Annotated in this window: 23 protein-coding genes and 1 pseudogene; 9 read left to right on the forward strand and 15 right to left on the reverse strand. The window is 73.2% G+C overall.

Annotated elements, in window-relative coordinates; all coding sequences use genetic code 11:
* Window positions 1-25: 25 nt before the first annotated feature.
* Window positions 26-1,060: a heat-inducible transcriptional repressor HrcA gene (gene hrcA, locus CLV52_RS12700; protein WP_133766669.1), complete on the reverse strand. Its 1,035-nt coding sequence runs from the start codon at window positions 1,058-1,060 to the stop codon at window positions 26-28.
* 150 nt (window positions 1,061-1,210) lie between these two features.
* Between hrcA and CLV52_RS12705 the strand changes: the two genes are divergently transcribed.
* The 3 genes from CLV52_RS12705 to CLV52_RS12715 all read left to right on the forward strand — a co-directional run bounded on the left by CLV52_RS12705 (window position 1,211) and on the right by CLV52_RS12715 (window position 2,487).
* A complete protein-coding gene (locus CLV52_RS12705) occupies window positions 1,211-1,627 on the forward strand; it encodes a DUF4870 domain-containing protein (protein ID WP_133766670.1) in 417 nt (138 codons plus the stop codon).
* Between the two features lie 25 nt (window positions 1,628-1,652).
* Window positions 1,653-2,018 carry a DUF4870 domain-containing protein gene (locus CLV52_RS12710; RefSeq protein ID WP_133766671.1) on the forward strand — a complete coding sequence of 122 codons (366 nt, stop codon included), beginning with the start codon at window positions 1,653-1,655 and terminating at the stop codon, window positions 2,016-2,018.
* Between the two features lie 91 nt (window positions 2,019-2,109).
* A complete protein-coding gene (locus CLV52_RS12715; RefSeq protein WP_246018112.1) occupies window positions 2,110-2,487 on the forward strand; it encodes a DUF4870 domain-containing protein in 378 nt (125 codons plus the stop codon).
* On the opposite strand, the gene hemW is transcribed toward CLV52_RS12715, so the two are convergent.
* Window positions 2,480-3,730 (reverse strand): radical SAM family heme chaperone HemW, encoded by a 1,251-nt coding sequence (gene hemW / locus CLV52_RS12720; protein ID WP_133766672.1) that lies wholly within the window; start codon window positions 3,728-3,730, stop codon window positions 2,480-2,482. The genes CLV52_RS12715 and hemW overlap by 8 nt on opposite strands.
* Window positions 3,731-3,763: 33 nt before the next feature.
* Here hemW and CLV52_RS12725 point away from each other — a divergent pair, with 33 nt between their 5' ends.
* Window positions 3,764-4,432 (forward strand): HAD family hydrolase, encoded by a 669-nt coding sequence (locus tag CLV52_RS12725; protein WP_246018113.1) that lies wholly within the window; start codon window positions 3,764-3,766, stop codon window positions 4,430-4,432.
* Between the two features lie 4 nt (window positions 4,433-4,436).
* Here the strand turns inward: CLV52_RS12725 and CLV52_RS12730 are convergent, their stop codons facing one another.
* The 3 genes from CLV52_RS12730 to lepA form a co-directional block, all read right to left on the reverse strand.
* Window positions 4,437-4,946, reverse strand: a complete 510-nt coding sequence (locus CLV52_RS12730) for a DUF1990 domain-containing protein (RefSeq protein WP_133766673.1) — start codon at window positions 4,944-4,946, stop codon at window positions 4,437-4,439.
* Between the two features lie 111 nt (window positions 4,947-5,057).
* Window positions 5,058-5,687 carry a DUF1990 family protein gene (locus tag CLV52_RS12735; RefSeq protein WP_133766674.1) on the reverse strand — a complete coding sequence of 210 codons (630 nt, stop codon included), beginning with the start codon at window positions 5,685-5,687 and terminating at the stop codon, window positions 5,058-5,060.
* The gene (gene lepA / locus CLV52_RS12740) at window positions 5,684-7,528 is read right to left on the reverse strand and encodes a translation elongation factor 4 (protein WP_133766675.1); all 1,845 of its coding nucleotides are present in this window, start codon (window positions 7,526-7,528) and stop codon (window positions 5,684-5,686) included. The genes CLV52_RS12735 and lepA overlap by 4 nt, the downstream gene beginning before the upstream one ends.
* Before the next feature lie 45 nt (window positions 7,529-7,573).
* On the opposite strand from lepA, the gene CLV52_RS12745 reads away from it, so the two are divergent.
* Both CLV52_RS12745 and CLV52_RS12750 read left to right on the forward strand, forming a co-directional pair.
* The gene (locus tag CLV52_RS12745; RefSeq protein WP_133766676.1) at window positions 7,574-8,053 is read left to right on the forward strand and encodes an NUDIX hydrolase; all 480 of its coding nucleotides are present in this window, start codon (window positions 7,574-7,576) and stop codon (window positions 8,051-8,053) included.
* 88 nt (window positions 8,054-8,141) lie between these two features.
* Window positions 8,142-10,265, forward strand: a complete 2,124-nt coding sequence (locus CLV52_RS12750; protein WP_133766677.1) for a RecQ family ATP-dependent DNA helicase — start codon at window positions 8,142-8,144, stop codon at window positions 10,263-10,265.
* Window positions 10,266-10,320: 55 nt separating this feature from the next.
* Here the strand turns inward: CLV52_RS12750 and CLV52_RS12755 are convergent, their stop codons facing one another.
* Window positions 10,321-11,457, reverse strand: a complete 1,137-nt coding sequence (locus CLV52_RS12755) for a pyridoxal phosphate-dependent aminotransferase (RefSeq protein ID WP_133766678.1) — start codon at window positions 11,455-11,457, stop codon at window positions 10,321-10,323.
* Between the two features lie 152 nt (window positions 11,458-11,609).
* Here CLV52_RS12755 and rpsT point away from each other — a divergent pair, with 152 nt between their 5' ends.
* Window positions 11,610-11,870, forward strand: a complete 261-nt coding sequence (rpsT, locus tag CLV52_RS12760) for a 30S ribosomal protein S20 (protein ID WP_133766679.1) — start codon at window positions 11,610-11,612, stop codon at window positions 11,868-11,870.
* A gap of 104 nt (window positions 11,871-11,974) precedes the next feature.
* On the opposite strand, the gene CLV52_RS12765 is transcribed toward rpsT, so the two are convergent.
* The 5 genes and pseudogenes from CLV52_RS12765 to leuS all read right to left on the reverse strand — a co-directional run bounded on the left by CLV52_RS12765 (window position 11,975) and on the right by leuS (window position 20,438).
* The gene (locus CLV52_RS12765; protein WP_133766680.1) at window positions 11,975-13,810 is read right to left on the reverse strand and encodes a helicase HerA-like domain-containing protein; all 1,836 of its coding nucleotides are present in this window, start codon (window positions 13,808-13,810) and stop codon (window positions 11,975-11,977) included.
* A gap of 59 nt (window positions 13,811-13,869) precedes the next feature.
* Entirely contained in the window at window positions 13,870-14,889 is a 1,020-nt protein-coding gene (holA, locus tag CLV52_RS18945) for a DNA polymerase III subunit delta (RefSeq protein WP_133766681.1), read from the reverse strand.
* Between the two features lie 247 nt (window positions 14,890-15,136).
* Window positions 15,137-17,215 (reverse strand): annotated as a pseudogene (locus CLV52_RS18950) (ComEC/Rec2 family competence protein); the annotation flags it as partial.
* Window positions 17,212-17,811, reverse strand: a complete 600-nt coding sequence (locus CLV52_RS12780) for a ComEA family DNA-binding protein (RefSeq protein WP_133766683.1) — start codon at window positions 17,809-17,811, stop codon at window positions 17,212-17,214. The gene CLV52_RS12780 and the pseudogene CLV52_RS18950, both read right to left, overlap by 4 nt.
* An 86-nt stretch (window positions 17,812-17,897) precedes the next feature.
* Window positions 17,898-20,438: a leucine--tRNA ligase gene (leuS, locus tag CLV52_RS12785; protein WP_133766684.1), complete on the reverse strand. Its 2,541-nt coding sequence runs from the start codon at window positions 20,436-20,438 to the stop codon at window positions 17,898-17,900.
* A 164-nt stretch (window positions 20,439-20,602) separates the two neighbouring features.
* Here leuS and CLV52_RS12790 point away from each other — a divergent pair, with 164 nt between their 5' ends.
* Window positions 20,603-21,205: a DedA family protein gene (locus CLV52_RS12790; RefSeq protein ID WP_133766685.1), complete on the forward strand. Its 603-nt coding sequence runs from the start codon at window positions 20,603-20,605 to the stop codon at window positions 21,203-21,205.
* Between the two features lie 109 nt (window positions 21,206-21,314).
* Here CLV52_RS12790 and CLV52_RS12795 read toward each other — a convergent pair whose 3' ends face one another.
* The 4 genes from CLV52_RS12795 to CLV52_RS12810 are packed head-to-tail and all read right to left on the reverse strand — an operon-like array spanning window position 21,315 to window position 24,610.
* The gene (locus CLV52_RS12795) at window positions 21,315-22,271 is read right to left on the reverse strand and encodes an ABC transporter substrate-binding protein (RefSeq protein WP_133766686.1); all 957 of its coding nucleotides are present in this window, start codon (window positions 22,269-22,271) and stop codon (window positions 21,315-21,317) included.
* A gap of 4 nt (window positions 22,272-22,275) precedes the next feature.
* Entirely contained in the window at window positions 22,276-23,013 is a 738-nt protein-coding gene (locus tag CLV52_RS12800; protein WP_133766687.1) for an ABC transporter permease, read from the reverse strand.
* A complete protein-coding gene (locus CLV52_RS12805) occupies window positions 23,013-23,708 on the reverse strand; it encodes an ABC transporter permease (RefSeq protein ID WP_133766688.1) in 696 nt (231 codons plus the stop codon). The genes CLV52_RS12800 and CLV52_RS12805 overlap by 1 nt, the downstream gene beginning before the upstream one ends.
* Window positions 23,708-24,610 (reverse strand): ABC transporter ATP-binding protein, encoded by a 903-nt coding sequence (locus tag CLV52_RS12810; protein WP_133766689.1) that lies wholly within the window; start codon window positions 24,608-24,610, stop codon window positions 23,708-23,710. The genes CLV52_RS12805 and CLV52_RS12810 overlap by 1 nt, the downstream gene beginning before the upstream one ends.
* A gap of 208 nt (window positions 24,611-24,818) precedes the next feature.
* Here CLV52_RS12810 and CLV52_RS12815 point away from each other — a divergent pair, with 208 nt between their 5' ends.
* Window positions 24,819-25,811: an App1 family protein phosphatidate phosphatase gene (locus CLV52_RS12815; RefSeq protein WP_133766838.1), complete on the forward strand. Its 993-nt coding sequence runs from the start codon at window positions 24,819-24,821 to the stop codon at window positions 25,809-25,811.
* The last annotated feature ends 52 nt before the right edge of the window (window positions 25,812-25,863 follow it).

Raw genomic sequence — 25,863 nt, forward strand, 5'->3', positions numbered from 1 at the left:
CGTGGCCGTGGGACGGCCAGGTGGGTCACTCCTCGCCGAGGAGCTTCGAGAGGTAGCGCGCCACCGCACGGACGGCGGCGATGTTCTGCGAGTAGTCCATGCGGGTCGGCCCGAGCACGCCGATGCGCGCGACCTCGCCCGCCGACGAACGGTACCCGCCGGCCAGGATGGACGTCTCGGCGAGCCCGACCAGCGGGTTCTCCCGCCCGATCGAGATCGAGACGCCGCGCTCGTCGAGCTCCATCTCCCGGAACAGTCGCAGCATGACGACCTGCTCCTCGATGGCCTCGAGCACGGGGAGGATGCTGCCCGGGAAGTCGCGCTCGGTCCGGGCCAGGTTCGCCGTGCCCGCGAGCAGGAGGCGGTCCTGCCGCCGGTCGTCGACGGTCGCGGCGAGCGCGGCCGCGACGCGCTCGAGTACCGCGCGAGCGGCCGGCGCGAGCTCGTCGGCGAGCGCCGCCAGGGCGGTGTCGACCTCCGAGATGAGCCGCCCGACGAGCGCGCCGTTGATCCGCGCGCGCAGCTCGGCCTGCCCCGCGTCGTCGAGGCGCTCCGCGTCCCCCGGCGGCAGCTCGACGACCCGCTGGTCGACCCGCCCGGCGTCCGTGATCAGGACGACGAGCAGCCGGGTCGCAGAGAGGCTCACGAGCTCGACGTGCCGCACGTACGAGCGCGGCACGACGGGCACCTGCACCAGCGCGACCTGGTTGGTCAGCTGCGACAGCATCCGGACGGTACGCGCCAGGACGTCGTCGAGGTCGGCGCCCTCCTCGAGGAAGGTGCGGATCGCCAGGCGCTGCGCGGTGCTGAGCGCCCGGATCTCGGCGAGGTGGTCGACGAACATCCGGTAGCCCTTGTCGGTGGGCACCCGGCCGGAGGAGGTGTGCGGCGCGGCGATCAGGCCGTCCTCCTCGAGCGCGGCCATGTCGTTGCGGATCGTGGCGGCGGAGACGCCGAACGAGTAGCGGTCGACGATCGTCTTCGACCCGACCGGCTCGCGGGACGCCACGTAGTCCTGGACGATCGCCCGCAGGACGTCGAGGCCGCGTTCCGAGACCATCGCCCACCCTCCGTCTGGCACTCGCTGCTGAGGACTGCCAATTCTACCGCCCGTGACCCGGAGGTCTGGCGTCGCACACCGGCCTGTCGATACCCTGAACGCCGTCCAACGGTGCGTCGAGAGCACCGTGCGAGGTCAGGAGCATCCGCGATGTCGGGGTCCCAACCAACCGGTGCGGCCCAGCCGCTGTCGCCGGCGGACGAGAAGCTCTGGTCCACCCTCGCGCACGTCGGCAACATCATCGGCTTCCTGCCGTCGCTGCTGATCCTCCTCATCCTCGGGCCGCGCAGCGGGCGGGTGCGGGAGGAGTCGCGGGAGGCGCTGAACTTCGTCATCACCGCGACCATCGCCTGGGTCGCCCTGCTGATCCTCGGGCGCATCGTCGGCGCCCTGTACTCCGCGACGCCGACGGGCCTCGACCTGATCTTCGGGCTGCTCGGGCTCCTCATCGGCCTGGCGCAGTTCGCGGTGTGGATCGTCGTGGTCGTCTTCTCGATCGTGGCCGCCGTGCGCGTCAACAACGGGGGCTCGTACCGCTACCCGTTCGCGCTCCGGCTCGTCAAGTAGTCCTCCCCAACCGAAAGGCACGTCCGTGACCAGTGACCAGCCCCCCGCCTACACGCCCGCCCAGCCGCTCAGCCCCAGCGACGAGCGCCTGTGGGCGACCCTGATCCACGTCGGCGGCATCATCATCGGCTTCATCTCGCCGCTGCTCGGCTACCTCCTGCTGAAGGACCGCAGCTCGTTCGTCGGCGAGAACGCGAAGAACGCGCTGAACTTCCAGATCACCGTGCTGATCGGGTACATCGCCTCGGGCGTGCTGATGTTCGTGCTCATCGGCTTCCTGACCTACCCGCTCGTGTGGGTCTTCAGCATCGTCTTCTCGATCGTCGCGGCCGTCGCGGCCAACCGCGGCGAGGTCTACAGGTACCCGCTGACGATCCCGTTCATCAAGTAGACCCCGGCTCGGACGGATCCGCGGGACAGGGCCGGCGGCGCGTGGTGCGCCTCACCGGCCCTGCTCCGTGCCCGCCGCCAGGATGGTGCGCATGACCGACGACCTCCGAACGACGCGGCCGCTGAGCGACCACGACGCGCGCCTCTGGGCGACGCTGACCCACGTGAGCGCACTGATCGGGATCGTGGTCGGCGCCGGCTTCATCGGCTGGCTCGGCCCGCTGATCATCCTGCTCGTGCTGAAGGACCGCAGCGCCTTCGTCGCCGACCACGCGAAGACGACGCTGAACTTCCAGATCACCATGTTCATCGTCGCGGTGATCGCGGCGGCGACCTGGATCATCCTCGTCGGCTTCCTGCTGACCGCGGCGGTCTACGTCGTGGTGATCGTGTTCTCGATCATCGCCGCGGTGGCGGCGGACCGCGGTCAGCGGTACGAGTACCCGCTGACGATCCGCTTCATCAGGTAGCGGGGTCGAGCGCCGCCTCGAGCGGCAGCAGCCTCCGGACCACCGCGTCGGCGAGGAGCCGCCCGGAGCGGGTGAGCACCACCCGGCCGCGGAACGCGGAGGACGGCTCGACGAGCCCGTCCGCGATGAGTCCGGCGACGGCGCGGCGCCCCGCCGCGTCGAGCCGGTCCACGGGCATCCCGTCGGCCAAGCGCGTCTCGAGCAGCACCCGCTCGACGGCGCGGGTGGCGTCGTCGAGCGTCTCGCGGCCGGCCGCCGGCGACAGCCCCGCCGTGAGCCGCTGCGCGTACGCGGCCGGGTGCTTCACGTTCCACCACCGCACGCCGCCGACGTGGCTGTGCGCGCCCGGCCCGACGCCCCACCAGTCCTCGCCCGTCCAGTACGCGAGGTTGTGGCGGGACCGGGCGTCCGGGCGCCGCGCCCAGTTGCTCACCTCGTACCAGTCGTAGCCGGCGGCGGCCAGGCGCTCGTCCGCGAGCTCGTACATGTCGGCCTGCAGGTCGTCGTCCGGCTGCAGCACCTCGCCGGACCGGATGCGGCGCGCGAGCGCGGTCCCCTCCTCGACGATCAGCGCGTAGGCGGAGAGGTGGTCCGGCTCGAGGGCGAGTGCCGCGTCGAGGCTGCGGGACCAGTCCTCCAGCGACTCCCCCGGCGCGCCGTAGATGAGGTCGAGGCTGACGTCGAGCCCCGCCTCGCGCGCCCATCCGACCACGAGCGGGACGCGCTCCGGGTCGTGGGTGCGGTCGAGCACCTCGAGCACGTGCGGCACCGCGGACTGCATGCCGAACGACACCCGGGTGAAGCCGGCGTCGGCGAGCGTCCGCAGCGCCGCCGCGTCGACGGAGTCGGGGTTCGCCTCGGTGGTGATCTCGGCGCCGGGGGCGAGCCCGATCGACGCGCGGACGGCGCCGAGCATGTGCGCGAGGTCGGGCGCGGGCAGGAGGGTCGGCGTGCCGCCCCCGAAGAAGACGGTGCTCGCCGGCCGGGCGGGGAGGCCCGCCGCGTCGAGCACGCGACGCGCGAGCGCGACCTCCTGCGCCGCCTGCCCGGCGAAGTCCGACCGCTTCGCGCCCCGCAGCTGGTCCGCCGTGTAGGTGTTGAAGTCGCAGTAGCCGCAGCGGACCCGGCAGAAGGGCACGTGGAGGTAGACGCCGAGCGCCCGGTCCTCGGCACCGACGAGGACGGAGGCCGGGAGCGCGCCGTCCGCGGGGGCCGGATCGCCGATCGGGAGCGCGCTGGGCATCCGTCCATTGTCCGGCTCCGGAAGACTGGACCCGTGCGGATCGTGCTCTGGGACGTCGACGGGACCCTGCTGCTGAACTCGAAGAAGGCGGGCGCCTTCTACCACGACGCGATCCGGGAGGTCGCGGGCGTCGTACCGCCGCCGGGCGAGCCGCACGCCGTCGAGCACGGGAAGACCGACGCCCAGATCATCACCGAGCGGCTGACGCGGTGGGGCGGCGACCTCGCCCACTTCGACGCGGTGTCGGCGCGGATGGACGAGCTGTCGGACGCCTACCTGACCGATGCGGCCCGGCGGGAGGCCGCGGTCGGCGTGCCCGAGGCCCTGCGGGCGTTCGCCGACGCCGGCTGGACGAACGGGCTGCTGACGGGGAACTCGCGGCACCGGGCGCGGGTCAAGCTCGAGGGCGCGGGCGTCGACGTCGGGGCGTTCGACTGGACGCGCTCCTACTTCGGCGACCGGTTCGTGCGGCGCAGCGACCTCACGTCGGCGGCGCGGGACGAGCTGGCCGAGGCGACGGCGGTCATCCTCGGCGACACCCCGGCGGACGGCGAGGCGGCGGACGCGGTCGGCTTCCCGTTCCTCGCGGTCGCGACCGGCGCGTACTCGGTGGCGGAGCTGCGCGAGACCTCCGCCCGATCGGTCGTCCCGGACCTGGAGCAGGGCCTTCCGTCCCTCCTGGAGACCCTCCGGGCCCTCTGAGCGACTACCCCTCCGCGCGGAGCAGGCTGCGGAGGTACCGCTCGGTGAAGCGCTGCTGCAGGAGCAGGCCGACCGGAGCGGCGAGCGAGTACGGGAACGCGGGGCGCGAGAGCGCGCGCAGCTCGAAGACGGTCTCGGGGCCGATCCGGCGGACGAGGAAGGCCTCCTCCCCCACCTCCGGATGCCCGGGCAGCGTGCCGTACGCGAAGCCGACCCGGTCGGGCTCCTGCACCACCGCGGTCACGCGGAACGGCGCTCGCACCGGCACGCCGAGAGCGGGCACCACGACGACGCCCTCGAGGCCCTCCGAGGCGCGCGGCGCGTCGTCGCCGCTGTCGAACAGCGCCCGGACGCCGCTCCGCCGCTGGACCGCCCAGTCGAGCACCTCCTCGGCCGCGGTCGGGAACCGCTCGGCGGTGCCGATCACCGTGCGGCGCTCGAGACGGCGGTAGCCCCGCGGCGTCGCGTCCGTCAGGACGGTGCCCGGGAGGAAGTCGAAGGTGAAGCGGCGCATGGTGCGCCCATCCTGCCCGGCGTCCGCGGATCCGGAGATCCCGCTCGACACGCCGCGGTCAGCAGCCCGTCGTCGGGGTGTCGTCGAGGATCTCCGGATCCGCGGACGGGCTCAGGACGCGTTGCTGGGGTGCAGGGCGCGGACGATGCGCTCGTCGACCTTGCGCTGCCGCGCGTCGGCGGCGCGGGCGAGGCGGTTCAGCCGCGACGTCGGCGCCTCCCACATCGACCGGAGGACGACCTGGACCGCGTCCTCGTCGTCGTGCTCGACGAGGAGGAGGCGCTCCGCGCACTCGGCGCTGCCGGTCATCGAGCCGAACACGTAGCCGATGCGGCCCGGCTCGTCGATGACGCTCACGACCTTGACGGGGCCGCCGGCGCCTCCGGGCTCCGTCGCGGTGAGCGACGCGGTCATGCCGGGCGTGATCCAGGGCGTGCCGTCCTCGAGGAACAGCGGCCCGGCGCCCCGCGGCGAGTGCGTGGCCGGTTCGGCGTGCACGTCCTCGACCCGGAACCCGGCGGAGCGCAGCGCGCCCCAGGTCATGAGCGCGCGGCCGGCGAGGTCGAAGCGGCGCGCGCCGCTGCCGATGCGGTGCCGGTACTCGGCGGAGTGGAACCCGGACGGCGGGAACGGCAGCACGTCGGGGCGCGCGGTGGCGCCGATCGCCGCGTAGTTCAGGCCGTGGTCGACGGCGGCGGCGCCGCCGCGACGCATCGGCCCGACGGCTCGGACCGCGCTCACTTCTTCGCTGCCTCGGTGTCGCCGGAGAGCGCCGCGATGAACGCCTCCTGGGGGACGTCGACGCGACCGATGGTCTTCATGCGCTTCTTGCCCTCCTTCTGCTTCTCGAGCAGCTTGCGCTTGCGGGTGATGTCCCCGCCGTAGCACTTTGCTAACACGTCCTTGCGCATGGCCCTGATCGACTCGCGGGCGATGATGCGGGCTCCGATCGCGGCCTGGATCGGGACCTCGAACTGCTGCCGCGGGATGAGCTTCTTCAGACGCTCCGTCATGAGCGTCCCGTAGGCGTAGGCCTTGTCGCGGTGGACGATCGCGCTGAAGGCGTCCACGCGCTCGCCCTGCAGCAGGATGTCGACCTTCACGAGGTCGGCGACCTGCTCGCCGACCGGCTCGTAGTCGAGCGACGCGTAGCCGGCCGTGCGGCTCTTCAGCTGGTCGAAGAAGTCGAAGACGATCTCGCCGAGCGGGATCGTGTACGAGATCTCGACGCGCTCCTCCGACAGGTACTCCATGCCGATCAGGGAGCCGCGGCGGCTCTGGCACAGCTCCATCACCGTGCCGACGTAGTCCTTCGGCGCGAGGATCGCGGCCTTCACCATCGGCTCGCGCACCTCGGCGACCTTGCCGACCGGGTACTCGCTCGGGTTGGTGACGGTGACCTGCTTGCCGTCGTCGGTCGCGACCTCGTAGATCACGGACGGGGCGGTGGCGATCAGGTCGAGGCCGAACTCGCGCTCGAGCCGCTCGGTGACGATCTCGAGGTGGAGGAGGCCGAGGAATCCGCATCGGAACCCGAAGCCGAGCGCGACCGAGGTCTCCGGCTCGTACACGAGCGCGGCGTCGGAGAGCTTCAGCTTGTCGAGGGCCTCGCGCAGCTCCGGGTAGTCGGAGGCGTCGATCGGGTACAGACCGGAGAAGACCATCGGCTTCGGCTCGGTGTAGCCGGCGAGCGGCTCCGACGCGGGCTTCACCGCGGTCGTGACGGTGTCGCCGACCTTCGACTGGCGCACGTCCTTCACGCCCGTGATCAGGTAGCCGACCTCGCCGACACCGAGACCCTTCGTCGGCGTCGGCTCCGGGGCGGAGACCCCGATCTCGAGGATGTCGTGGGAGGCGCGGGTCGACATCATCTGGATCCGCTCGCGCGGGTTCAGCTGTCCGTCGACCATGCGGACGTAGGTGATGACGCCGCGGTACGCGTCGTAGACGGAGTCGAAGATCGCGGCCCGCGCGGGGGCGTCGGGGTTCCCCTTCGGCGCCGGGATCCGCTCCACGACGCGGTCGAGCAGCGCCTCGACGCCCATCCCGGTCTTGCCCGAGACGCGCAGCACGTCGCCGGGATCGCCGCCGATCAGGTTCGCGAGCTCGGCCGCGTACTTCTCCGGCTCTGCCGCGGGCAGGTCGATCTTGTTGAGGACCGGGACGATCTCGAGGTCGTTCTCGAGCGCGAGGTAGAGGTTCGCGAGCGTCTGCGCCTCGATGCCCTGCGCGGCGTCGACGAGGAGGATCGCGCCCTCGCACGCGGCGAGCGACCGGGAGACCTCGTACGTGAAGTCGACGTGGCCCGGGGTGTCGATCATGTTCAGCGCGAACACGTCGTCCCCGACCTGCCACGGCATGCGGACGGCCTGGCTCTTGATCGTGATGCCGCGCTCCCGCTCGATGTCCATCCGGTCGAGGTACTGCGCGCGGGCGTCGCGGTCGGACACGATCCCGGTGATGCCGAGCATGCGGTCGGCGAGCGTCGACTTGCCGTGGTCGATGTGGGCGATGATGCAGAAGTTGCGGATGCGCGCCGGATCCGTCGCGGCGGGCTGCAGGGGGGTGAGGGCGCGGGGCATGGCGCCGACAGTCTCCCCCATGCGCGTCACGACTAGCGTCGAGCCGTGCCGACGCCCGAGTTCATCCTCCGTCTCCGCGCCTCCGTCGGGCGGACGCCGCTCTGGCTCGTCGGCGCGACCGCCGTCGTGGTGCACGAGGACCGGCTGCTGCTGGTGAAGCGCGCCGACACCGGCGAGTGGTCGCCCGTCGCCGGGATCGTCGAGCCGGGCGAGCACTCCGCGGACACCGCCGAGCGGGAGGTGTGGGAGGAGGCGCGCGTGCACGCCGTCGTCGAGCGCCTCGCCGCCGTCGGGGTGACGCGCGAGTACGAGTACCCGAACGGCGACCGGACCCGCTTCACCGACCACACGTACCGGCTCCGGTACGTGTCCGGAACGCCGGAGGTCGGCGACGACGAGTCGACCGACGCGGGCTGGTTCCCGATCGACGACCTGCCCGAGATCCCGGAGCGGTACCTCGCCCGGATCCGCCGCGCCCTCGCGCCCGGCACCGAGACCCTGCTCGTCCGCGACGCCGAGGCCTGATCGTCCGACCCTTCGTTCTGCAGGACGCGCCGTCCGATAGAACGAAGAGTCGGACGGGGCTGTCACCGGGGCGTGGCACCCTCCCCGCGTGACCGACACCCGGACCGACACCCGCGCGGCGGCGCTCGACGTGCTGCGCACGCTCGTCGGACGCCCCGACGCCGACTTCCACGACGGCCAGTACGACGCGATCGAGGCGATCGTGGACGACGCCCGCCGCGCGCTCGTCGTGCAGCGCACCGGCTGGGGCAAGTCGGCCGTCTACTTCGTCGCGACGAAGCTGCTGCGGGACCGGGGCGCCGGGCCGACGCTGCTCGTCTCACCGCTGCTCGCGCTGATGCGCGACCAGGTCGCCGCGGCCGCGCGGGCGGGCGTGCTGGCCGCCTCGATCGACTCCGCGAACCAGCACCTGTGGGACGAGGTGCGCGAGCGCCTCGACCGGGACGAGATCGACGTCCTGCTCGTGTCGCCGGAGCGTCTGAACAACCCGGACTTCCGCGACGGCCAGCTGCCGGGGCTCATCGAGCGGACCGGCCTCATCGTGATCGACGAGGCCCATTGCATCTCCGACTGGGGCCACGACTTCCGGCCGGACTACCGGCGGCTGCGCGACCTCGTGGCCGCCGCCGGCAGCACGCCGGTCCTGGCCACCACCGCGACCGCGAACGGCCGCGTGGTCGCGGACGTCGCCGCCCAGCTCGGAGGTCCGGACGAGGTGCTCACGATCCGCGGGCCGCTCGCGCGGGCGTCCCTCCGGCTCGGCGTGCTCCGCACCCGCGATCAGGCGACGCGGCTCGGCTGGCTCGTGGAGCACCTCCGCGACCTCCAGGGCTCCGGCATCGTCTACGCCCTCACCGTGTCGGCGGCGGAGGACACCGCGCGGCTGCTGCGCGAAGCCGGCTACGACGTGCTCGCCTACACCGGCAAGACGGAGAACGCCGAGCGCGAGACCGCCGAGCAGGCGCTCAAGGAGAACCGGGTGAAGGCGCTCGTCGCGACGAGCGCGCTGGGGATGGGGTTCGACAAGCCGGACCTCGGCTTCGTCGTGCACCTCGGCGCCCCGTCCTCCCCCGTCGCGTACTACCAGCAGGTCGGGCGCGCGGGGCGCGCCACGGACTCCGCCGACGTCCTGCTGCTGCCGGGCGCGGAGGACGAGGCGATCTGGTCGTACTTCGCGACCGCGAGCATGCCGACGGAGGAGCAGGCGGCCGCGGTGCTGCGTGAGCTCGACCCCGACCGGCCGCTGTCCACCCCGGCCCTCGAGGCGCTGGTCGACGTCAAGCGCAGCCGGCTCGAGCTTCTGCTCAAGGTGCTCGACGTGGACGGCGCGGTGCGCCGGGTGCGCGGCGGCTGGGTGGCCACGGGCGAGCCGTGGACGTACGACGCGGAGCGCTACGAGCGGATCGCGGAGGCCCGCCGCGCGGAGCAGCAGCACATGCTCGACTACGAGGCGCTGCCCGAGGGGCCGGAGGGCTGCCGGATGGCGTATCTGCAGCGGGTGCTCGACGACCCGTCGGCGGCGCCGTGCGGCCGGTGCGACCGCTGCACGAGCGCCTGGTACCCGGCCGAGGTCTCCGGCGACGCGGCCGGGACGGCCGGCGCGGCCCTGCAGCGCGTCGGCGTCGCGATCGAGGCGCGCAAGCAGTGGCCGACCGGGGCCGAGTCCCGGGGCCTGCCGGTGAAGGGGAACATCGCGGTCGGCGAGCGCCCCGAGGAGGGGCGGGCGATCGCCCGGCTCACCGACCTCGGCTGGGGCGGGACGCTCCGGCGCCTGCTCGCCCCGGGCACGCCGGACGCGGAGGTGCCCCGCCCCGTCGTCGACGCGGCGGTCCAGGTCCTCCGCGCATGGGACTGGGCCGAACGGCCGGTCGGCGTCGTGGCGATGCCCTCGCACGGCCACCCGCGGCTCGTCGACTCGACTGCGCGGGCGCTCTCCGAGATCGGGCGGCTACCGCTGCTCGGTGCGCTCGAGGCGGCGACGTCCGGCCCACCGGAGGGCGCCGGCGGCGCGAGCCTCGCCCGCCTCGCCGGCGTCTGGAGCGCCTTCCGGGTGCCGGACGACCTCCGGGAACGGCTCACGGCGTCGACCGGACCCGTGCTGCTCGTCGACGACGCGGCCGACAGCCGCTGGACCTTCACGGTCGCCGCCCGCCTGCTCCGGCAGGCCGGAGCGCCCGGCGTCCTCCCGTTCGCCCTGGCCCTCCAGGCCTGACGCATCCTTCGTTTCGGAGGAAGCCGCGTCCTCCGGAACGGAGCGGGCGTCGACGTCAGGGCGTCGGGAGGCGGCGGAGGCCCTCGAGCAGGTCCTCGCGGGACGCGGCGGCGCAGACGCGGATCCAGCCCTCGCCCGCCGCGCCGAACGCGCTGCCGGGCGCGACCGAGACGCGGCGCTCGAGCAGGAAGCGCTCGGCCCAGGAGGTGACGTCGCCGTCCGTCGCGTGGGAGAGATCGATCCACAGGTAGAACGCACCGTCCGGCTCGCGGTACCGGATGCCGCGCTCGTCGAGCAGCGCCGTCGCGGCCCGGAGGTTCTCGCGGTAGTGCGCGGCGGCGGCGGTGACGGCGTCCTGCGGTCCCTCGAGCGCGGCGACGGCGGCGCGCTGGGCGGGCGAGTTGACGCAGGAGATCAGCGCCTCCTGGAAGCTGCGGAGCAGACTCGCCGGCGTCGGCGGGGTCACGAGGTAGCCGACCCGGCCGCCGGTGAGCGCGTACGTCTTCGAGAACGACTGCACGGTCAGCACGCGCGTCGGGTCGATCGAGGCCGGGCTCACGTGCGGCAGCCCGTAGGTGAACGCCTCGTAGACCTCGTCGCTCACGATCCAGAGGTCGTGCCGCTCGGCGAACGCGACGAGCTCGCGCACCGTCCGCTCCGGGAAGACGACGCCGAGCGGGTTCGACGGCGAGTTGAGGATGATCGCCCGCGTCCGGGAGGTCACGAGGGCGTCGAGGTCGGCGGCGCGCGGGAGGAACGCCTGCGCCGGGTCGAGCCGGTACGGCACCGGGACCGCGAACTGCATCCGCGGCGCCATCGTGAAGGTCGTGTAGCCCGGGTCGGGGATGAGCACCTCGTCGCCCGGCGCCAGGATGAGGCCGAGCGCGAGGTAGAGCGCCTCCGTCGCGCCGGGCGTCACCCACACCTGATCGGCGCCGACGTCGATGCCGTTGTCGCGGCGCAGCTTCGCGGCGATCGCGGCCCGCAGCTCGGGAATGCCGCCGTTGCCGGTGTACCGGGTGTCGTCCGCGAGCCATGCGGCGCTCCCCGCCTCGAGCACGTGGGGCGCGACCGGCAGATCGGGCTCGCCCACGGCGAGCGCGATGATGTCGTCGAGCGTGAGCGCGATCTCGAGGATGCGGCGGATGCCGCTCTCGGGGACGGCCAGGGCGTTGGCGGTGTAGGACGGCATCGGATCCATTGAACCGCCGTCGCGGCGCCGCCGCCGTGCTGATAGGCTGCCGGTCGGCTTTCGGGCACCCGCGCGCCCTCCGCGCCGCCCGTCGAGGCTCCTCCCCCACTGGAGCGGCCTCCCACCGATTCTCGAACAGCAGGAGCATCCGCATGGCCAACATCAAGAGCCAGATCAAGCGCATCGGCACCAACAAGAAGGCGACCGAGCGCAACAAGGCCGTCAAGAGCGAGCTGAAGACCCACATCCGGGCCGTCCGCACCGCCGTGACCGCTGGCGACAAGGACAAGGCGACCGCCGCCCTCGGCCTCGCGACCAAGAAGCTGGACAAGGCCGTCTCCAAGGGCGTCATCCACAAGAACCAGGCCGCGAACCGCAAGTCCGCGATCGCGAAGCAGGTCGGCGCGCTCTGAGCCGAGCAGCATGACGAAGGCCCCGCCGAGCGATCGGCGGGGCCTTCGTCGTTCCGTTCCCGCCTGCGGAGGTCCGACGGCCGGAATCTCCGCAGCCGGGAACCTCACCTGCGCTTGCGGGTGCCGAAGATGCCGCCGAGCACGTCGCCGATGATCCGCTGCGTCTGCCGGTTGCCGAGGACCTTCGTGATCGCCCCGACGCCCTGCTGCATCGCCTTGTCGCGCGCAGCCGTCTGGCGCTGCGCCTCGCGCTGCGCGGCGGCGCGCTCCCGCTCCGCCTCCTTGCGCGCGGCCTCGTCCTTCCGCGCCTCGGCCGCGGCGACCTTCGCCGCCGCGGCGTCCTCCTTCGCCTTCGCGGCTGCGGCCTTCGCGGCCTGATCGGCCGCCGCAGCGGCGTTCATCTTCGCCGTGAGGAGCTCGTACGCGGTCTCGCGGTCGACGGCGGTGCCGTACTTCGCCTGCAGCGGGGACGCGGCGACGGCGGCGCGCATCGCGTCCGGCGCGCTCGGCGACATCGATCCCTGCGGCGCGCGCAGCCGCGTCCACGCCACCGGCGTCGGCGCGCCGTTCTCGTTCATCACCGTGACGACCGCCTCGCCGATGCCGAGCGTCGTGAGGACCTCCTCGAGGTCGTACGCCGATTTCGGGTAGGTCTGCACGGTCGCCCGCAGCGCCTTCGCGTCGTCCGGGGTGAAGGCGCGCAACTGATGCTGCACGCGCGAGCCGAGCTGCCCGAGCACCTCCCCCGGCACGTCCTTCGGCGTCTGCGTCACGAACACGATGCCGACGCCCTTGGACCGGATCAGGCGGACCGTGCGGACGACCTGGTCGAGGAAGTCCTTCGACGCGTCCGCGAACAGCAGGTGCGCCTCGTCGAAGAAGAACACGAGCTTCGGCTTGTCCGCGTCGCCGACCTCGGGGAGGTCGTTGAACAGGTCGGCGAGCAGCCACATGAGGAACGTCGAGTACAGCGCGGGCCGGTCGGCGACGCCCGGCACCTCGAGCAGACTGATGACGCCGCGCCCGTCGGGGGTCGTGCGGAGGAACTCGCGGGTGTCGATCTCGGGCTCGCCGAAGAAGCCCTCCGCACCGGCGTCCGCGAAGCCGACGAGCTCCCGGAGGATGACGCCGACCGTCGCCGGCGAGATGCCGCCGAGGCCCGCCAGCTCCGCCTTGCCCTCGTCGCCGGTCAGGTACTGGAGCACGGCGCGGAGGTCCTCGAGCTCGGCGAGCGCGAGTCCGTGCTCCTCCGCGTAGTGGAACACGAGGGCGAGACTCGACGCCTGCGTCTCGTTCAGCCCGAGGACCTTCGCGAGCAGCAGCGGACCGAACCCGGACACCGTCGCACGGATCGGCACCCCCGTGCCGTTGCCGCCGAGCGAGAAGTACTCGACCGGGAACGACGCCGGGCTCCAGTCCTGCCCGATCGCGGACGTACGGGCGGTCAGCTTCGGGTTCGCGGTGCCCGGGGTCGCCACCCCGGACAGGTCGCCCTTGATGTCCGCCGCGAACACGGCGACGCCGTGCGCGGAGAGCTGCTCCGTCAGCGTCTGGAGCGTGCGCGTCTTGCCGGTGCCGGTCGCCCCGGCGATCAGGCCGTGGCGGTTCAGCATCGCGAGCGGCACGCGCACCTGGGCGTCGACCACCGGGGAGCCGTTCAGCAGCGCGCCGAGCTCGAGGGCCGCGCCATCGAACGCGTAGCCCTTCCGGATCGCCGCGACCTCGGCGTCGGAGAGCGGACCGGCCGCAGGCGCTGCGGCCGGGGCCGCGGATGCCGCCGGTGCGGCTGCAGCGGCGGCGCGGGCCTTCGCCGCCTCCACGGCCGCAGCAGCAGCGGCCGCCGCCTGCTGGGCACGCTCGAGGGCCGCCTGCGCCTCCGCCTGCAGCCGTTCGGCCTCGGCCGCCGCCGCGGCCGCCTCGTCGATCGTCGGGTCGCTCATGTCGCGATCCTGGCATCACCGGCTGGTGCGCGGAACCGCGGCGTCGCTGCCAGCCGGGGTCAGCCCGGCTCGCCGCGTTTCGCGATGAAGGCCACGAGCCGCTCGACCGCGTACTCGGGATCCCGGGCCGCGCCCTTGACCCGCTCGTCGGTCTCGGCGGCGAACACGATGGCGCGGCCGAGTCCCGCGGTCTCCCAGCCCTGCGCGTCCCGCCGCGCCCGGTCGATCTGCCAGGGTGCCATGCCGTACTCGGCTGCGATCCTGGCCGCGGGGCCACGCGCGTCGAGCACCTTCGCCATGGATCGGAGCTTCATCGCGAGCGCGGCGACGATCGGCACCGGGTCGGCGCCGCTGTCGATGGCGTGCCGCAGCAGCACGAGCGCCTCCCCCGCCCGGCCGGCGAGCGCGGCGTCCGCGACCGCGAACGCGTCGGTCTCCATGCGGCCCGCGTAGTACGTCTGCACGGTCGACTCGCGGATGTCGCCGGAGGTGTCCGCGATGAGCTGCTGGCAGGCGCTCGCGAGCTCGGCGAGGTCGCCCTGGAAGGCGGAGACGAGCACGCGGAGCGCGCCGGGCGCGACGCGTCGACCCGCAGCGCGGAACTCGCCGGAGGCGAACGCCGACCGGTCCGCGTCGCGCTTCACCTCGGCGCAGGCGATCTCGATCCCGCCGCCGGCGCCGCTCCGGACGGCGTCGAGGAGCTTCTTGCCCCGTACCCCGCCGGCGTGGCGGAGGACGACGGTCGCCCCGTCCGCCGGCGCCTCCAGGTAGCGCAGCGCCTCGGTCAGGAACGCCTCCGACAGCCGCTCGACGCCGCCGACCCGGATCAGCCGGGGCTCGCCGAAGAGTGAGGGGCTGGCGAGGGTGCTGAGGTCACCGGGGACGGCTGCGGCCGCGTCGAGGTCGGTGACCTCCAGGCTCGGGTCCTCGGCGGCGAGGGTCTCGCGAATCCGTCGGGTCGCGCGCTCCGCGAGCAGCTCCTCCGGCCCGGAGACGAGGACGATCGGCGCCGGTCGCGCCGCGTCCCACGGGACCTGCTCGATCTTCGGCGCGGAGCGCGCCGCGGGCCGTGCGGCCATCTGCTCGCACCCTCTCCGCCGGTGTCCACACCGCGGCGGTCACCGGGCGCTCCGACCAGACGACGAGCTTGCCACCCGCCCACGACACCAGCACCAGGCCGTCCTGGTCGGTCCGCACGGGCTGCGTCCCGGCCGCCCGCAGCATGTCGAGCAGTCGCCGCGTCGGGTGGCCGTAGTCGTTCTCCGCCCCGACCGACACGATCCCGAACTCGGCGCCGGCCGCCGCGATGAACGCGGCGCTCTGGTCGGCGCTGCCGTGGTGGGCGACCTTCAGGACGTCGACGCGCGGGAGCGTCCCGGCGGCGAGCACGGCGTCCTGCGCCTGCTCGCCGAGGTCGCCGGTGAGCAGGAGGGAGGCGCCGCCGCCGGTCACGTGCAGGAGGATGCTCGCCGGATTGCCGGGCTCGACGCCGCCGAGCGGGTCGGGCGGCCAGAGCACGTCGAGTCGGAGGCGGCCGAGGCGCACGACGTCGCCGCGGCGGGTCTCGCGCACGTGCGCGCCGGCCCGCGCCAGGTCGCCGCGGAGCGCGACCGCCGCTCCCCCGTCGGTCGGACCGACGAGCGCGAGGCCGACCCGGTTCGCGATCGACCGGGCAGCCCCGACGTGATCGGCGTCCCAGTGGGTGAGGACGAGCAGCTCGACCCGCCGGACGCCGAGTCGCGAGAGGCACGCGGCGATCGGCCGGTCCTCCCGCCCCGTGTCGACGACCGCGTAGTGCCCGCCCCCGCCGTTCAGCACGAGGCCGTCGCCCTGCCCGACGTCGCAGGCCGCGAAGGCCCAGTCGCTCGGGGTGCCGGCGAGCCGTCCGACCGTGCCGCCGGCGGCGGCTCCGGCCACCACGACGACCGCGAGCGCCGCGGTCACGGCCCCGGCGAGCCGCAGCCGCTGCGGTGCGGAGCGCACGAGGACCAGCGTCCCGGCGACGAGCAGCGCGAGCGCGATCGCGGCGCCGAGCATCCCTGCGGGCCAGCCGAGCTGCGGCAGCGCGCCGGTGGTCCTGGCGACGAGCCCGATCCAGGCGGCGGGTACCCAGGCGAGCACCGCGGCGCCCGCGGCCAGCGGCGGCGCGATCGGACCGAGCAGGCAGGCGAGCAGCCCCAGCACCGTGACGACCGGGGCGGCGGGCTCCGCGAGGAGGTTCGCCACGACGCCGAGCACGGGGATGCCGGGCTGCAGCAGCACGAGCACCGGCTGACAGGCGGCCTGGGCCGCGATCGGCACCGCGAGCACGACCGCGAGCCCGGTCGGGAGCACCCGCGCGAGCCGGTCCACGAGCGGCGGCGCGAGCAGCAGCAGTCCGGCCGTCGCGGCCGCGCTCAGCACGAACCCGGCGCTCCACGCGAGCCACGGATCGGCGACGAGGAGCACGAGGACCGCCGCCGCCAGCGCCGGCACGCCCGCGGCGCGACCGCCCCGGAGGGCGCAGAGCAGGGCGACCGCGGCCATCGCCGCCGCGCGGACGACCGACGGCTGCGGCGTCACCAGGACGACGAATCCGGCGAGTGCCACACCGGCCGCCGCGATCCGGAGCGGTCGCGGCAGCCGCAGGAGGCCGCAGAGCGCGAACACGGCGACGGTCACGACGGCGCAGTTGGCTCCGGACACCGCGGTGAGGTGGGTCAGCGACGCGTCCTGCATCGCCTGCTGCAGGTCGTCGCCGACGCGGGTCGTGTCGCCGACCGCGAGCCCCGGCAGGAGGGCGCCGCCGTCGCCGGGCAGCCGGGCCGTCCGCGCCAGCAGGCCGGCGCGGAGGTCGGCCGCGACGGCCTGCGCGGGCGGTGGTCGGTCCACGAGCTCGGGTCGCCCGACCACCGACCCGATCAGGGCCGCGGCGTCGGTCGGCGCCGCGGCGCGGAGCACGGTCCGCACCCGCAGGACGCTGCCGGGGACCGTCGGCGGACCCGCCGACGCGAAGAGCAGCACCGGCACGTCCAGCGTCCTGCCCGCGTGTGCGACGATCGCGCCGCGGAGCAGCCGCCGCGCGGTGAGCGCACCGCTCCGGTCGTTCCCGGAAGCGGCGGCGACCTGATCGACGCGGACGTCGACGACGACCGGCGTGCCCGCGGGCAACCCGGGCGGATGCCGGCGCACCTCCCCGGTCGCGACGGCGGCGAGGACCACGGCGCAGAGGACGGCGCCGGCGGCGAGCAGCACGGCAGCCCGGGTGCGGCGCCGTGCGGCGCGGACGGCGAGCGGGACCGCGGCGAGCACGAGGGCCCCGGCCGCGATCGGCGCGGAGCCGGGCAGCGCCGTCGACCCCAGGGCGGCGAGCCAGACCGCCGTCGCCGGCAGGAGCAGCCCGGACCGGACGAGGGCGGCGCTCACGGCGTGACCAGGTCCCGCAGGCCGGCGAGGGTCTTCGGCCCGATGCCCCCGACCTGCCCGAGCTCGTCGACGGAGGAGAACCCGCCGTGCGCCTCGCGGTACGCGATGATCCGCGCCGCGAGCGCGGGACCGATCCGCGGCAGCGTCTCGAGCTGCTCCGCCGTCGCGGAGGACAGGCTGACGGTCGCGCCCGTGGCGGTCCCGGCGGCCGCGGTCGCCGCCGGAGCGGCGCCGCGCTTCGGCACGACGACCTGCTGCCCGTCCGCGACGCGGGCGGCGAGGTTGACGACGCTCTCGTCCGCCGCCGAGGTCGGGCCGCCCGCCGCGGCGACCGCGTCGACGACGCGCGCACCGACCGGCAGCGACACGAGCCCGGGCGACCGCACGGCGCCGCTCACGTGCACGAGCAGCGGCGTCGGTGCCGGCGTGGTCGGCACGACGCGCACGACGTCCCGCTCGGCGGTGCTGCCGGACGCCTGACCGGCGCCGATCAGCACCGCGCCGCCGAGGACGGCGACCGCCAGGAGCCCGACCAGGACGAGGACGACCGGGCGTCCCGCCGCGAGCGCGGCGAAGCGGGTCCGGAGGTCGTCCACCCGCGGAACGCTAGGTCGCCCCCTCCCCGGGCCCGGACCGGGTCAGCACGCGCTGCGCCGATCCGGCCCTGGGGAGGGACGGAGGCTCACTCCGTCGCGATGCTCACGACCTTCGGCGCCCGCACGACGACCCGCGCGATGCGCTTCGCACCGACCGACCGCTTGACCACGTCGGACGACGTCGCGAGCCGCTCCAGGTCCTCGGCCGTGATCTTCGGCGACACCTCGAGCTTCGCGCGGACCTTCCCGTCGACCTGCACGATGGCGGTCACCGAGTCCTCGACGAGGAGCGTCGGGTCCGGCTTGCGGAACCCCTGGAGCGCGACGGAGGGCTGGTAGCCCAGCCGCTCCCACATCTCCTCGGCCGTGTAGGGCGCGAACAGACTGAGGGCGACCGCGATGGTCTCGACCGCCTCGCGCACCGCGCCGTCGGCGGGACCGGCCCCGCTGTCGATCGCCTTCCGGGTGACGTTGACGAGCTCCATGATGCGCGCGATCAGCACGTTGAACTTGAAGGTCTCGGCGAGGCCGGGGACGTCCGCGAGGAAGCGGTGGGTCTGCCGGCGCAGCGCCTCGTCGCCGCTCGACCAGACGACGTCCGGCGAGCTGGTGACGTCGATCGCGAGGCGCAGCGCGCGGTTCAGGAACTTCACCTGACCACCGGGACGCACGTCCTCCCAGTCGATGGTGTCCTCGGGCGGCCCCGCGAACGCCATCGTCAGGCGGATCGCGTCGACGCCGAAGCGCTCCAGCTCGTCGGACAGGCTCACGCCGCCCTTGCTCTTCGACATCTTCGCGCCGCCCGACAGCACCATGCCCTGGTTCAGCAGCGCGTTGAACGGCTCGGTGAAGTGCACGTGCCCGAGGTCGAAGAGGACCTTGGTGATGAAGCGCGCGTAGAGCAGGTGCAGGATCGCGTGCTCGACGCCGCCGACGTACTGGTCGACGGGCGCCCACTTGTCCGCCTCGGCCGGGTCGAAGGCCCGCTCGTCGTCGTTCGGCGACAGGAAGCGCAGGAAGTACCAGGAGCTGTCGACGAACGTGTCCATCGTGTCCGCGTCCCGCTTGGCGGGCGAGCCGTCGACGGGGCTCGGCACGTTCACCCAGTCGGTCGCGGCGCCGAGCGGCGACGTCCCCTTCGGCTTCAGGTCCAGGCCCTCCGTGGAGGGCAGGCGGACCGGCAGGTCCTCGACCGGCACGGGGATCTCCGTGCCGTCGGCCGCGTGGATGATCGGGATCGGCGTGCCCCAGAAGCGCTGGCGCGAGATCAGCCAGTCGCGCAGCCGGTAGCTCTTCGCCGCGCGCCCGGTGCCCGCCGCCTCGAGCTCCTTGATGATCCGCTCGATCGCGCGCGTCTTCGACAGCCCGTTCAGGCTGCCGGAGTTGACCAGGCGCCCGTCGCCGGCGAGCGCGACGCCCGTGACCTTCGGGTCGACGGACTCGATGTCGGGCAGCTCGCCGTCGGCCGGGATCACCGGGATGACGCCGGTCACCGGCTGGAAGGTGTCGACGACGATCTTCACCGGCAGGTCGAACGCCCGGGCGAAGTCGAGGTCGCGCTGGTCGTGCGCGGGCACGGCCATGATCGCGCCCGTGCCGTAGTCGGCGAGCACGTAGTCCGCCGCCCAGATCGGCAGGCGCTCGCCGTTCACCGGGTTGATCGCGTACCGGCCGAGGAAGACGCCCGTCTTCGCCCGGTCCGTGTTCAGCCGTTCGACCTCCGTCGTCGACTGCACCCGCGCCAGGTACGCGGCGAAGGGCTCGGCGATCTCCGCCGGCTGGCCCTCGACCAGCTCGGCGGCGAGGTCGGAGTCGGGCGCCACGACCATGTAGGTCGCGCCGTGCAGCGTGTCCGGCCGCGTCGTGAAGACGGTGACCTTCTCCTCGCGGCCCTCGACTTCGAAGTCGACCTGGGCGCCGTTGCTGCGGCCGATCCAGTTCCGCTGCATCGCGATGACCTTCGCGGGCCACGTGCCCTCGAGCTGCTTCAGGTCGTCCAGCAGTCGGTCCGCGTACTCCGTGATCCGGAAGTACCACTGGGTCAGCTTCTTCTTCTCGACGACGGCGCCGGACCGGTCGCTCGTGCCGTCGGGCAGCACCTGCTCGTTCGCCAGCACCGTCTGGTCCACCGGGTCCCAGTTGACCCAGCTGTCCTTCCGGTAGGCCAGCCCCTTCTTGTACAGCTCGAGGAACAGCCACTGGTTCCACTTGTAGTACTCGGGGTCGGAGGTGTGGAGCTCGCGGCTCCAGTCGAAGCTCACGCCGTAGCGCTCGAACGACGCCTTCTGCTGGGCGATGTTGTCGTAGGTCCACTCGCGGGGGTCGCTGCCCCGCTTGATCGCGGCGTTCTCGGCGGGCAGCCCGAACGAGTCCCAGCCGATCGGGTGCAGCACGTTGAAGCCCCGCTGCCGCCAGTAGCGGGCGGTGATGTCGCCGAACGCGAACGCCTCGGCGTGACCCATGTGGAGGTCGCCGGAGGGGTACGGGAACATGTCGAGGATGTACTTCCGCGGCCGCTTGTCCGCGGGATCATCCGTGCGGAAGAAGTCGCCCTCCCGCCAGATCGGCAGCCACTTCTCCTGCAGCTGCGCCGAGGTGGGCAGCTCGTCTCCGGTCGGCTCGGGCATCGGGATTCCTCTGGTGTTTCGCGCGTGTTTCAGGCAGGGGACAGCGTTCAACTGTAGGGGCCGCGGCCGTCGCGCCCGGTCCTCCAGCGCACTGCCCAGGCGGAGCGGCGCGTCGTACGCTGAACCGGACGACGAAGGAGCGCCCCCTGGACGCCTGGCTGACCATGCTGCTGGAGCACCTGGCGGACCTCGGCGCCTGGCGCTACCTCGTCGCCTTCGTCGGCATGTTCTGCGAGACCAGCCTCTTCATCGGGCTGGTGATCCCCGGCGACACGATCGTGCTCTTCACCGCGACCGCCGGGCGCAGCGCGGTCGACTGGGTGTCCCTCGTCGCCGCGGTCGTGTCCGGATCGCTCGCCGGCGAGACGGTCGGATTCGTGATCGGGCGGTTCTTCGGGCCGCGGCTCCGGGCGAGCCGGCTCGGGCGGCGGATCGGTGAGCGCCACGTGCTGCGCGCCGAGCGCTGGCTCGACCACCGGGGCGGCTTCGCGATCCTCCTGAGCCGCTTCCTCCCGGTCATGCACGCGCTCATCCCGGTCACGGTCGGCGCGAGCCACTACCCGTACCGCCGCTTCCTCGCCTGGACCGCGCCGGCCTGCGTCCTCTGGGCGTGCATCTACGTCTCCGTCGGGCAGGCGGCGGGGGCGAGCTACCAGGCCCTGGCGCAGGAGCTGCACTTCGCGGGCTGGATCGTCCTCGGCGGCGTCGCCGTGTTCTTCCTGCTCGTCTGGCTGGGGAAGAAGCTGCTCCACCGCCTCGAGCGCTGACCTCGAGCGCTGGCCTCGAGCCGGTCCCGCGTGCGGTCCGCTCGCCGCGGAGCCGGAACGACGAACGGCCGCCTCCCGATCGGGAGGCGGCCGTCCGCGGCGTCCGGGCCTAGAAGCCCTTCTCGGACAGCCAGGCCTTCGCGAGCGCCTGGTAGTCGGGCTTGTCGCTGCCCGACGCCTTCGTGTTGAGGTCGAGCAGGTCGGCGGTCGTGAGCTTCGCCGAGACGCCGTTCACGATCGACTCGAGATCGCTGGTCGCCTTGCTCGTCGAGACGATCGGGACGACCTGCTGGGACGCGAAGAGGTTCTTCGGGTCCGTCAGCGTGACGAGCTTGTTCTGCTTGATCGACGGGGTCGTCGAGTAGATGTCGGCGACCTGGACCTGGTTGCTGACGAGCGCCTTCAACGTGGTGGGGCCACCGCCGTCGTTGATCGCCTTGAACTTGATGTTCTTCAGGCCGTACACCGACTGCAGCCCCTTGACGCCGTCCGGGCGGGTGGCGAACTCGGGGTTCGCCGCGAGGGTGACCGTGCCCGCCTTCGCGAGGTCGGCGATGGAGGTCAGCCCCTTCTCCTTGGCGAAGGACGCGGTGACGTTCAGCGAGTCGGAGTCGGCCGCCTCGGCGAAGTCGAGCGCCTTCGCGTTCAGCGTGCCGATCTTCGCGTCGATGCCCGACTTCACGGCATCGCCCGACTTCGCGTTCGCCGACTTGTCCAGGTAGGACAGCAGCGAGCCGGCGTACTCGGGGACGAGGTTGATCTCCCCGTTCTGCAGGGCCGGGAGGTACGCCGCGCGCGCGCCGATGGCCGGCTTGTACGAGACGGAGTAGCCCTTGTCCGCGAGGGCGCCGCCGTAGATGTAGCCGAGGATCTCGTTCTCGCCGAAGTTCGCCGAGCCGACAACGATCGACTTCGCGTCGCCGGAGGCGGTCGCACCGCCCGAGCTGGCCGGGCTGCTGCTGCTCCCGCCGCCGATGGTGTTCGAGTTCGCGCAGCCCGCGAGCCCGAGGGTGAGCGCCGCGGCGACCGCAGCGGCGCCGAGGGCGCCTCGTCGTGTGATGGACATGGTGCTAGTTCCCTTCCGAAACGGGTGCCCGGTTCGGGACCGGCAGGCGCCGGACCCGTGCTGTGGAGGCACCGCGACCGCGGGGCACCCCGCGCGGCGTGGCGAAGCGCTGGAGGACGGCGAGGAGGCCGTCGACGAGCAGGGCGAGGACGGTCACGAGGATCGCGCCGGCCGTCATCTGCACGTAGTCGTTGGCGGCGAGTCCGCCGAGGATGAAGTCGCCGAGGCTGTTGATGCCGAAGTTCGACACGAGGGTGACCGAGGCGATGATCTGCAGCGTCGCGCCGCGGAGTCCGCCGAGGATCAGCGGCGCGGCCAGCGGGAGCTCGACGCGGCGGAGGATCTGCCACTCCGTCATGCCCATCGCCCGGGACGCGTCGATCGTCTGCCGGTCGATCGCCTCGAGTCCCGCGTAGGCCCCGGCGAGCAGCGGCGGGACGCCGAGGAGCACGAAGACGAACACGGCGGGTGGGATCGTCAGCGACACGAGCAGCAGCACGGACAGCAGACCGAGCGTCGGAACGGCCCGCACGACGTTGGCGACGACGATCGCGAAGCCGCGGCCGCGGCCGGTGTGTCCGATGTACAGCCCGATCGGCAGCGCGACGGCGGCCGTGAAGACGACCGCGAGGAACGACAGCCACAGGTGGTCGCCGAGCTCCTCGGCGATGCCCGCCTGGAAGTTGACCTCGGACCAGTGCTCGGGGTCGAGGATCCACTGGATCGCCTGGAGGAACAGCATCAGCGTCCCCCGGTCTGCGGCACGGGGATCGTGAAGGAGGCCGCGGCGGCGGAGGAGAGCCGCTGGCGGCGATTCCACGGCATCAGCGCGCGGCCGATCAGGCCGATCGCGACGTCGAACACGGCGGCCAGCAGGAGGACGGCGACCAGGCCCGTGATGATCTCGGTCAGGAAGCTGCGCTGGAACCCGTCGGTGAAGAAGCCGCCGAGGCTGGGGATGCCGACGAGGGCCGCGACCGTGGCGAGGCTGATCGTGCTGACGGAGACGACCCGGACGCCGGCGAGCAGCACCGGACCGGCGAGCGGCAGCTCGACGCGCCAGAAGAGCTGCGGGCCGGAGAACCCTTGCGCGCGGGCGGACCCGCGGACGTCGGCGCTGACGCTCGCGAAGGCGTCCGCGGCGGAACGGACCATGATCGCGACGGCGTAGACCAGCAGCGCGATCGTCACGTTCACCGGGTTGAGGATGGGCAGGCCGAGCACGACCGGGACGAGCACGACGAGCGCGATGCCGGGGATCGTGTAGAGGATGTTGCCGAGCGTGAGCAGCACGCCGCGGGCGCCCGCGGAGCGGGAGGCCCAGTAGCCGAGGGGCACGGAGACCGCGAACCCGAGGACGATCGCCGGGACGCACAGCGCCACGTGCGCCAGCGTCGACGACCAGATCAGGTCGAGGTGACTCCACACCCACGACATCAGGCGTCGCCCGCCTGGTCCGTCTTGTTCGAGACGCTGCGCGACAGGGGTCCGGAATTGGAGAGGGCCAGGCGCCCGTCGGGCGCGCTGATGACGCCGGCCGGATAGCCGGCCGCGTCGACGAGCAGCACGTCGTCACCGGCGCCCTGCTCCTCCGCGGTCAGGCGGCGCTTGCCGCGCTTGGCACCGACGAAATCGGCCACGAAGTCGCTCGCGGGGTTCGCGAGGATCTCCTGCGGGCTGCCGATCTGGGCGATCACGCCGCCGCGCTGCAGGATCACGACCTGCTGCCCGAGCAGGAACGCCTCGTCGATGTCGTGGGTGACGAAGACCGTCGTCTTCCCCAGCTCGCGCTGGAGGCGCAGCAGCTCCTGCTGCAGCTCGTCGCGGACGATCGGGTCGACCGCGCCGAAGGGCTCGTCCATGAGCAGGATGTTCGGGTCGGCCGCGAGCCCGCGCGCGACGCCGACGCGCTGCTGCTGGCCGCCGGAGAGCTGGCCCGGGTAGCGGTTCGCCAGCGACCGGTCGAGGCCGACGCGGTCGAGCAGGCCGAGCGCCTCCTGCCGGGCCTTCGCCTTCGGGGTACCGGTGAGCACGGGCACCGTCGCGACGTTGTCGACGACCGTGCGGTGCGGGAGGAGCCCCGAGTTCTGCATGACGTACCCGATGCGCCGGCGGAGGGCGACGGGCTCGATGCCGGAGATCTCCTCGTCGTCGATCAGGATCTGGCCCTCGGTCGGGTCGACCATGCGGTTGATCATGCGGAGCAGCGTCGTCTTGCCGCAGCCGGAGGACCCGACGAACACGGTCGTGCTGCGGGACGGGATCGTCACGGAGAAGTCCTCGACGGCGGTGGTGCCGTCCGGGTACGTCTTGCGGACGTGTCGGAACTCGATGCCCATGCGAGACCTCCTCCCTCCTGAGTCGAAGCGCGTCGAATAGTACGGACGCCCTCGGACATCCAAGTGCGGGCTCGGCGTTCGCACAGGTTTATGACGCCCCGTGAGCACGGGAACGGTCTGGAAGGATCGGTCCGTGGCCTCATCGAAGCGTCGCCCGTTCCGTCGGCGCACGCCGTCCCCGGCCGTCGAGCAGGCCGTCGGGCGCGCGATGCGCGTCGACGACGCGATCCGCGAGTTCCGCGAGCAGCGCGCGCTCCGCCGCGGCCGCGTGCCGAGCGTCGTGCCGTACACCGGCTACGGCTCCACCTCCTGGGTCCGGGTGCTCGGTCGCGTCCTGATCACGAAGCAGCTGCCCACCGAGACGCCGCAGGAGTCGTTCCGCGGCTGGCGGAGCTTCACCGGCATCCCGGTCGACGGCGCGCCCGTGCGCGTCACCGTCGGCGACGTCGTGCACCACGTCGTCGCGGACCGCGGCGGGGTGATCGACGTGCGGGTGGAGGTCGAGCTCGAGCCGGGCTGGCACCGCATCACCCTGCAGGCCGAGGCCGAGGGGCGGCGGTCGCCGGAGGTGCGCGCTCCCGTCTTCGTGCTCGACCCGTCTTCGCCCTTCGGCGTCGTCTCCGACATCGACGACACCGTGATGGTGACGGCGCTCCCCCGGCCCCTGCTCGCGGCGTGGAACACGTTCGTGCTGAACGAGCACGCGAGGACGCCGACGCCGGGCATGGCGGTGCTCTACGACCGCATCCGCGACGCCCACCCCGCCGCGCCGTTCCTCTACCTCTCGACGGGCGCCTGGAACGTCGCGCCGACGCTCGGGCGGTTCCTCGGCCGCAACCTCTACCCGCCGGGGCCGCTGCTGCTCACCGACTGGGGCCCCACGCCGGACCGCGTCTTCCGCTCGGGCCGTGCGCACAAGATCGACGAGCTCGAGCGGCTCGCCGAGGAGTTCCCGGACGTGAAGTGGCTGCTCATCGGCGACGACGGGCAGCACGACGAGGACACGTACAGCGGGTTCGCGCAGCGGCACCCGGAGAACGTCGCCGCGATCTGCATCCGGCAGCTCTCGACGAGCGAGGCGGTGCTCGCCGGTGGGCGCTCGCGGAAGGACCAGCGCGAGCGGGCGACGGACGCGGACTGGACCTACGCCCCCGACGGCGCCGCGTTCGCGACGGCGCTGGAGCAGAACGGGATCCTCTGACCATCGCCGCGGGCCGGGATCTCCCGACCCGCGGCCCGGACCGACGCAGGTC

Origin of the sequence: Amnibacterium kyonggiense (assembly GCF_004364555.1) — a bacterium.
Taxonomy (GTDB): Bacteria; Actinomycetota; Actinomycetes; order Actinomycetales; family Microbacteriaceae; genus Amnibacterium; species Amnibacterium kyonggiense.

Excerpts from the sequence above, each read along its gene's own strand:
- leuS (WP_133766684.1), bottom strand. The coding sequence starts at position 20,438 with ATGCCCGAGCCGACCGGAGACGAGCTGCCCACCTCGGCGCAGCTGCAG.
- CLV52_RS12810 (WP_133766689.1), bottom strand. The coding sequence starts at position 24,610 with ATGGGCATCGAGTTCCGACACGTCCGCAAGACGTACCCGGACGGCACC.
- CLV52_RS12795 (WP_133766686.1), bottom strand. The coding sequence starts at position 22,271 with ATGTCCATCACACGACGAGGCGCCCTCGGCGCCGCTGCGGTCGCCGCG.
- hemW (WP_133766672.1), bottom strand. The coding sequence starts at position 3,730 with ATGCCCAGCGCGCTCCCGATCGGCGATCCGGCCCCCGCGGACGGCGCG.
- CLV52_RS12790 (WP_133766685.1), top strand. The coding sequence starts at position 20,603 with ATGCTGCTGGAGCACCTGGCGGACCTCGGCGCCTGGCGCTACCTCGTC.
- CLV52_RS12755 (WP_133766678.1), bottom strand. The coding sequence starts at position 11,457 with ATGCCGTCCTACACCGCCAACGCCCTGGCCGTCCCCGAGAGCGGCATC.
- hrcA (WP_133766669.1), bottom strand. The coding sequence starts at position 1,060 with ATGGTCTCGGAACGCGGCCTCGACGTCCTGCGGGCGATCGTCCAGGAC.
- CLV52_RS12765 (WP_133766680.1), bottom strand. The coding sequence starts at position 13,810 with ATGAGCGACCCGACGATCGACGAGGCGGCCGCGGCGGCGGCCGAGGCC.
- CLV52_RS12805 (WP_133766688.1), bottom strand. The coding sequence starts at position 23,708 with ATGTCGTGGGTGTGGAGTCACCTCGACCTGATCTGGTCGTCGACGCTG.
- lepA (WP_133766675.1), bottom strand. The coding sequence starts at position 7,528 with ATGCCCCGCGCCCTCACCCCCCTGCAGCCCGCCGCGACGGATCCGGCG.
- rpsT (WP_133766679.1), top strand. The coding sequence starts at position 11,610 with ATGGCCAACATCAAGAGCCAGATCAAGCGCATCGGCACCAACAAGAAG.
- holA (WP_133766681.1), bottom strand. The coding sequence starts at position 14,889 with ATGGCCGCACGGCCCGCGGCGCGCTCCGCGCCGAAGATCGAGCAGGTC.
- CLV52_RS12815 (WP_133766838.1), top strand. The coding sequence starts at position 24,819 with ATGCGCGTCGACGACGCGATCCGCGAGTTCCGCGAGCAGCGCGCGCTC.
- CLV52_RS12705 (WP_133766670.1), top strand. The coding sequence starts at position 1,211 with ATGTCGGGGTCCCAACCAACCGGTGCGGCCCAGCCGCTGTCGCCGGCG.
- CLV52_RS12800 (WP_133766687.1), bottom strand. The coding sequence starts at position 23,013 with ATGCTGTTCCTCCAGGCGATCCAGTGGATCCTCGACCCCGAGCACTGG.
- CLV52_RS12715 (WP_246018112.1), top strand. The coding sequence starts at position 2,110 with ATGACCGACGACCTCCGAACGACGCGGCCGCTGAGCGACCACGACGCG.
- CLV52_RS12730 (WP_133766673.1), bottom strand. The coding sequence starts at position 4,946 with ATGCGCCGCTTCACCTTCGACTTCCTCCCGGGCACCGTCCTGACGGAC.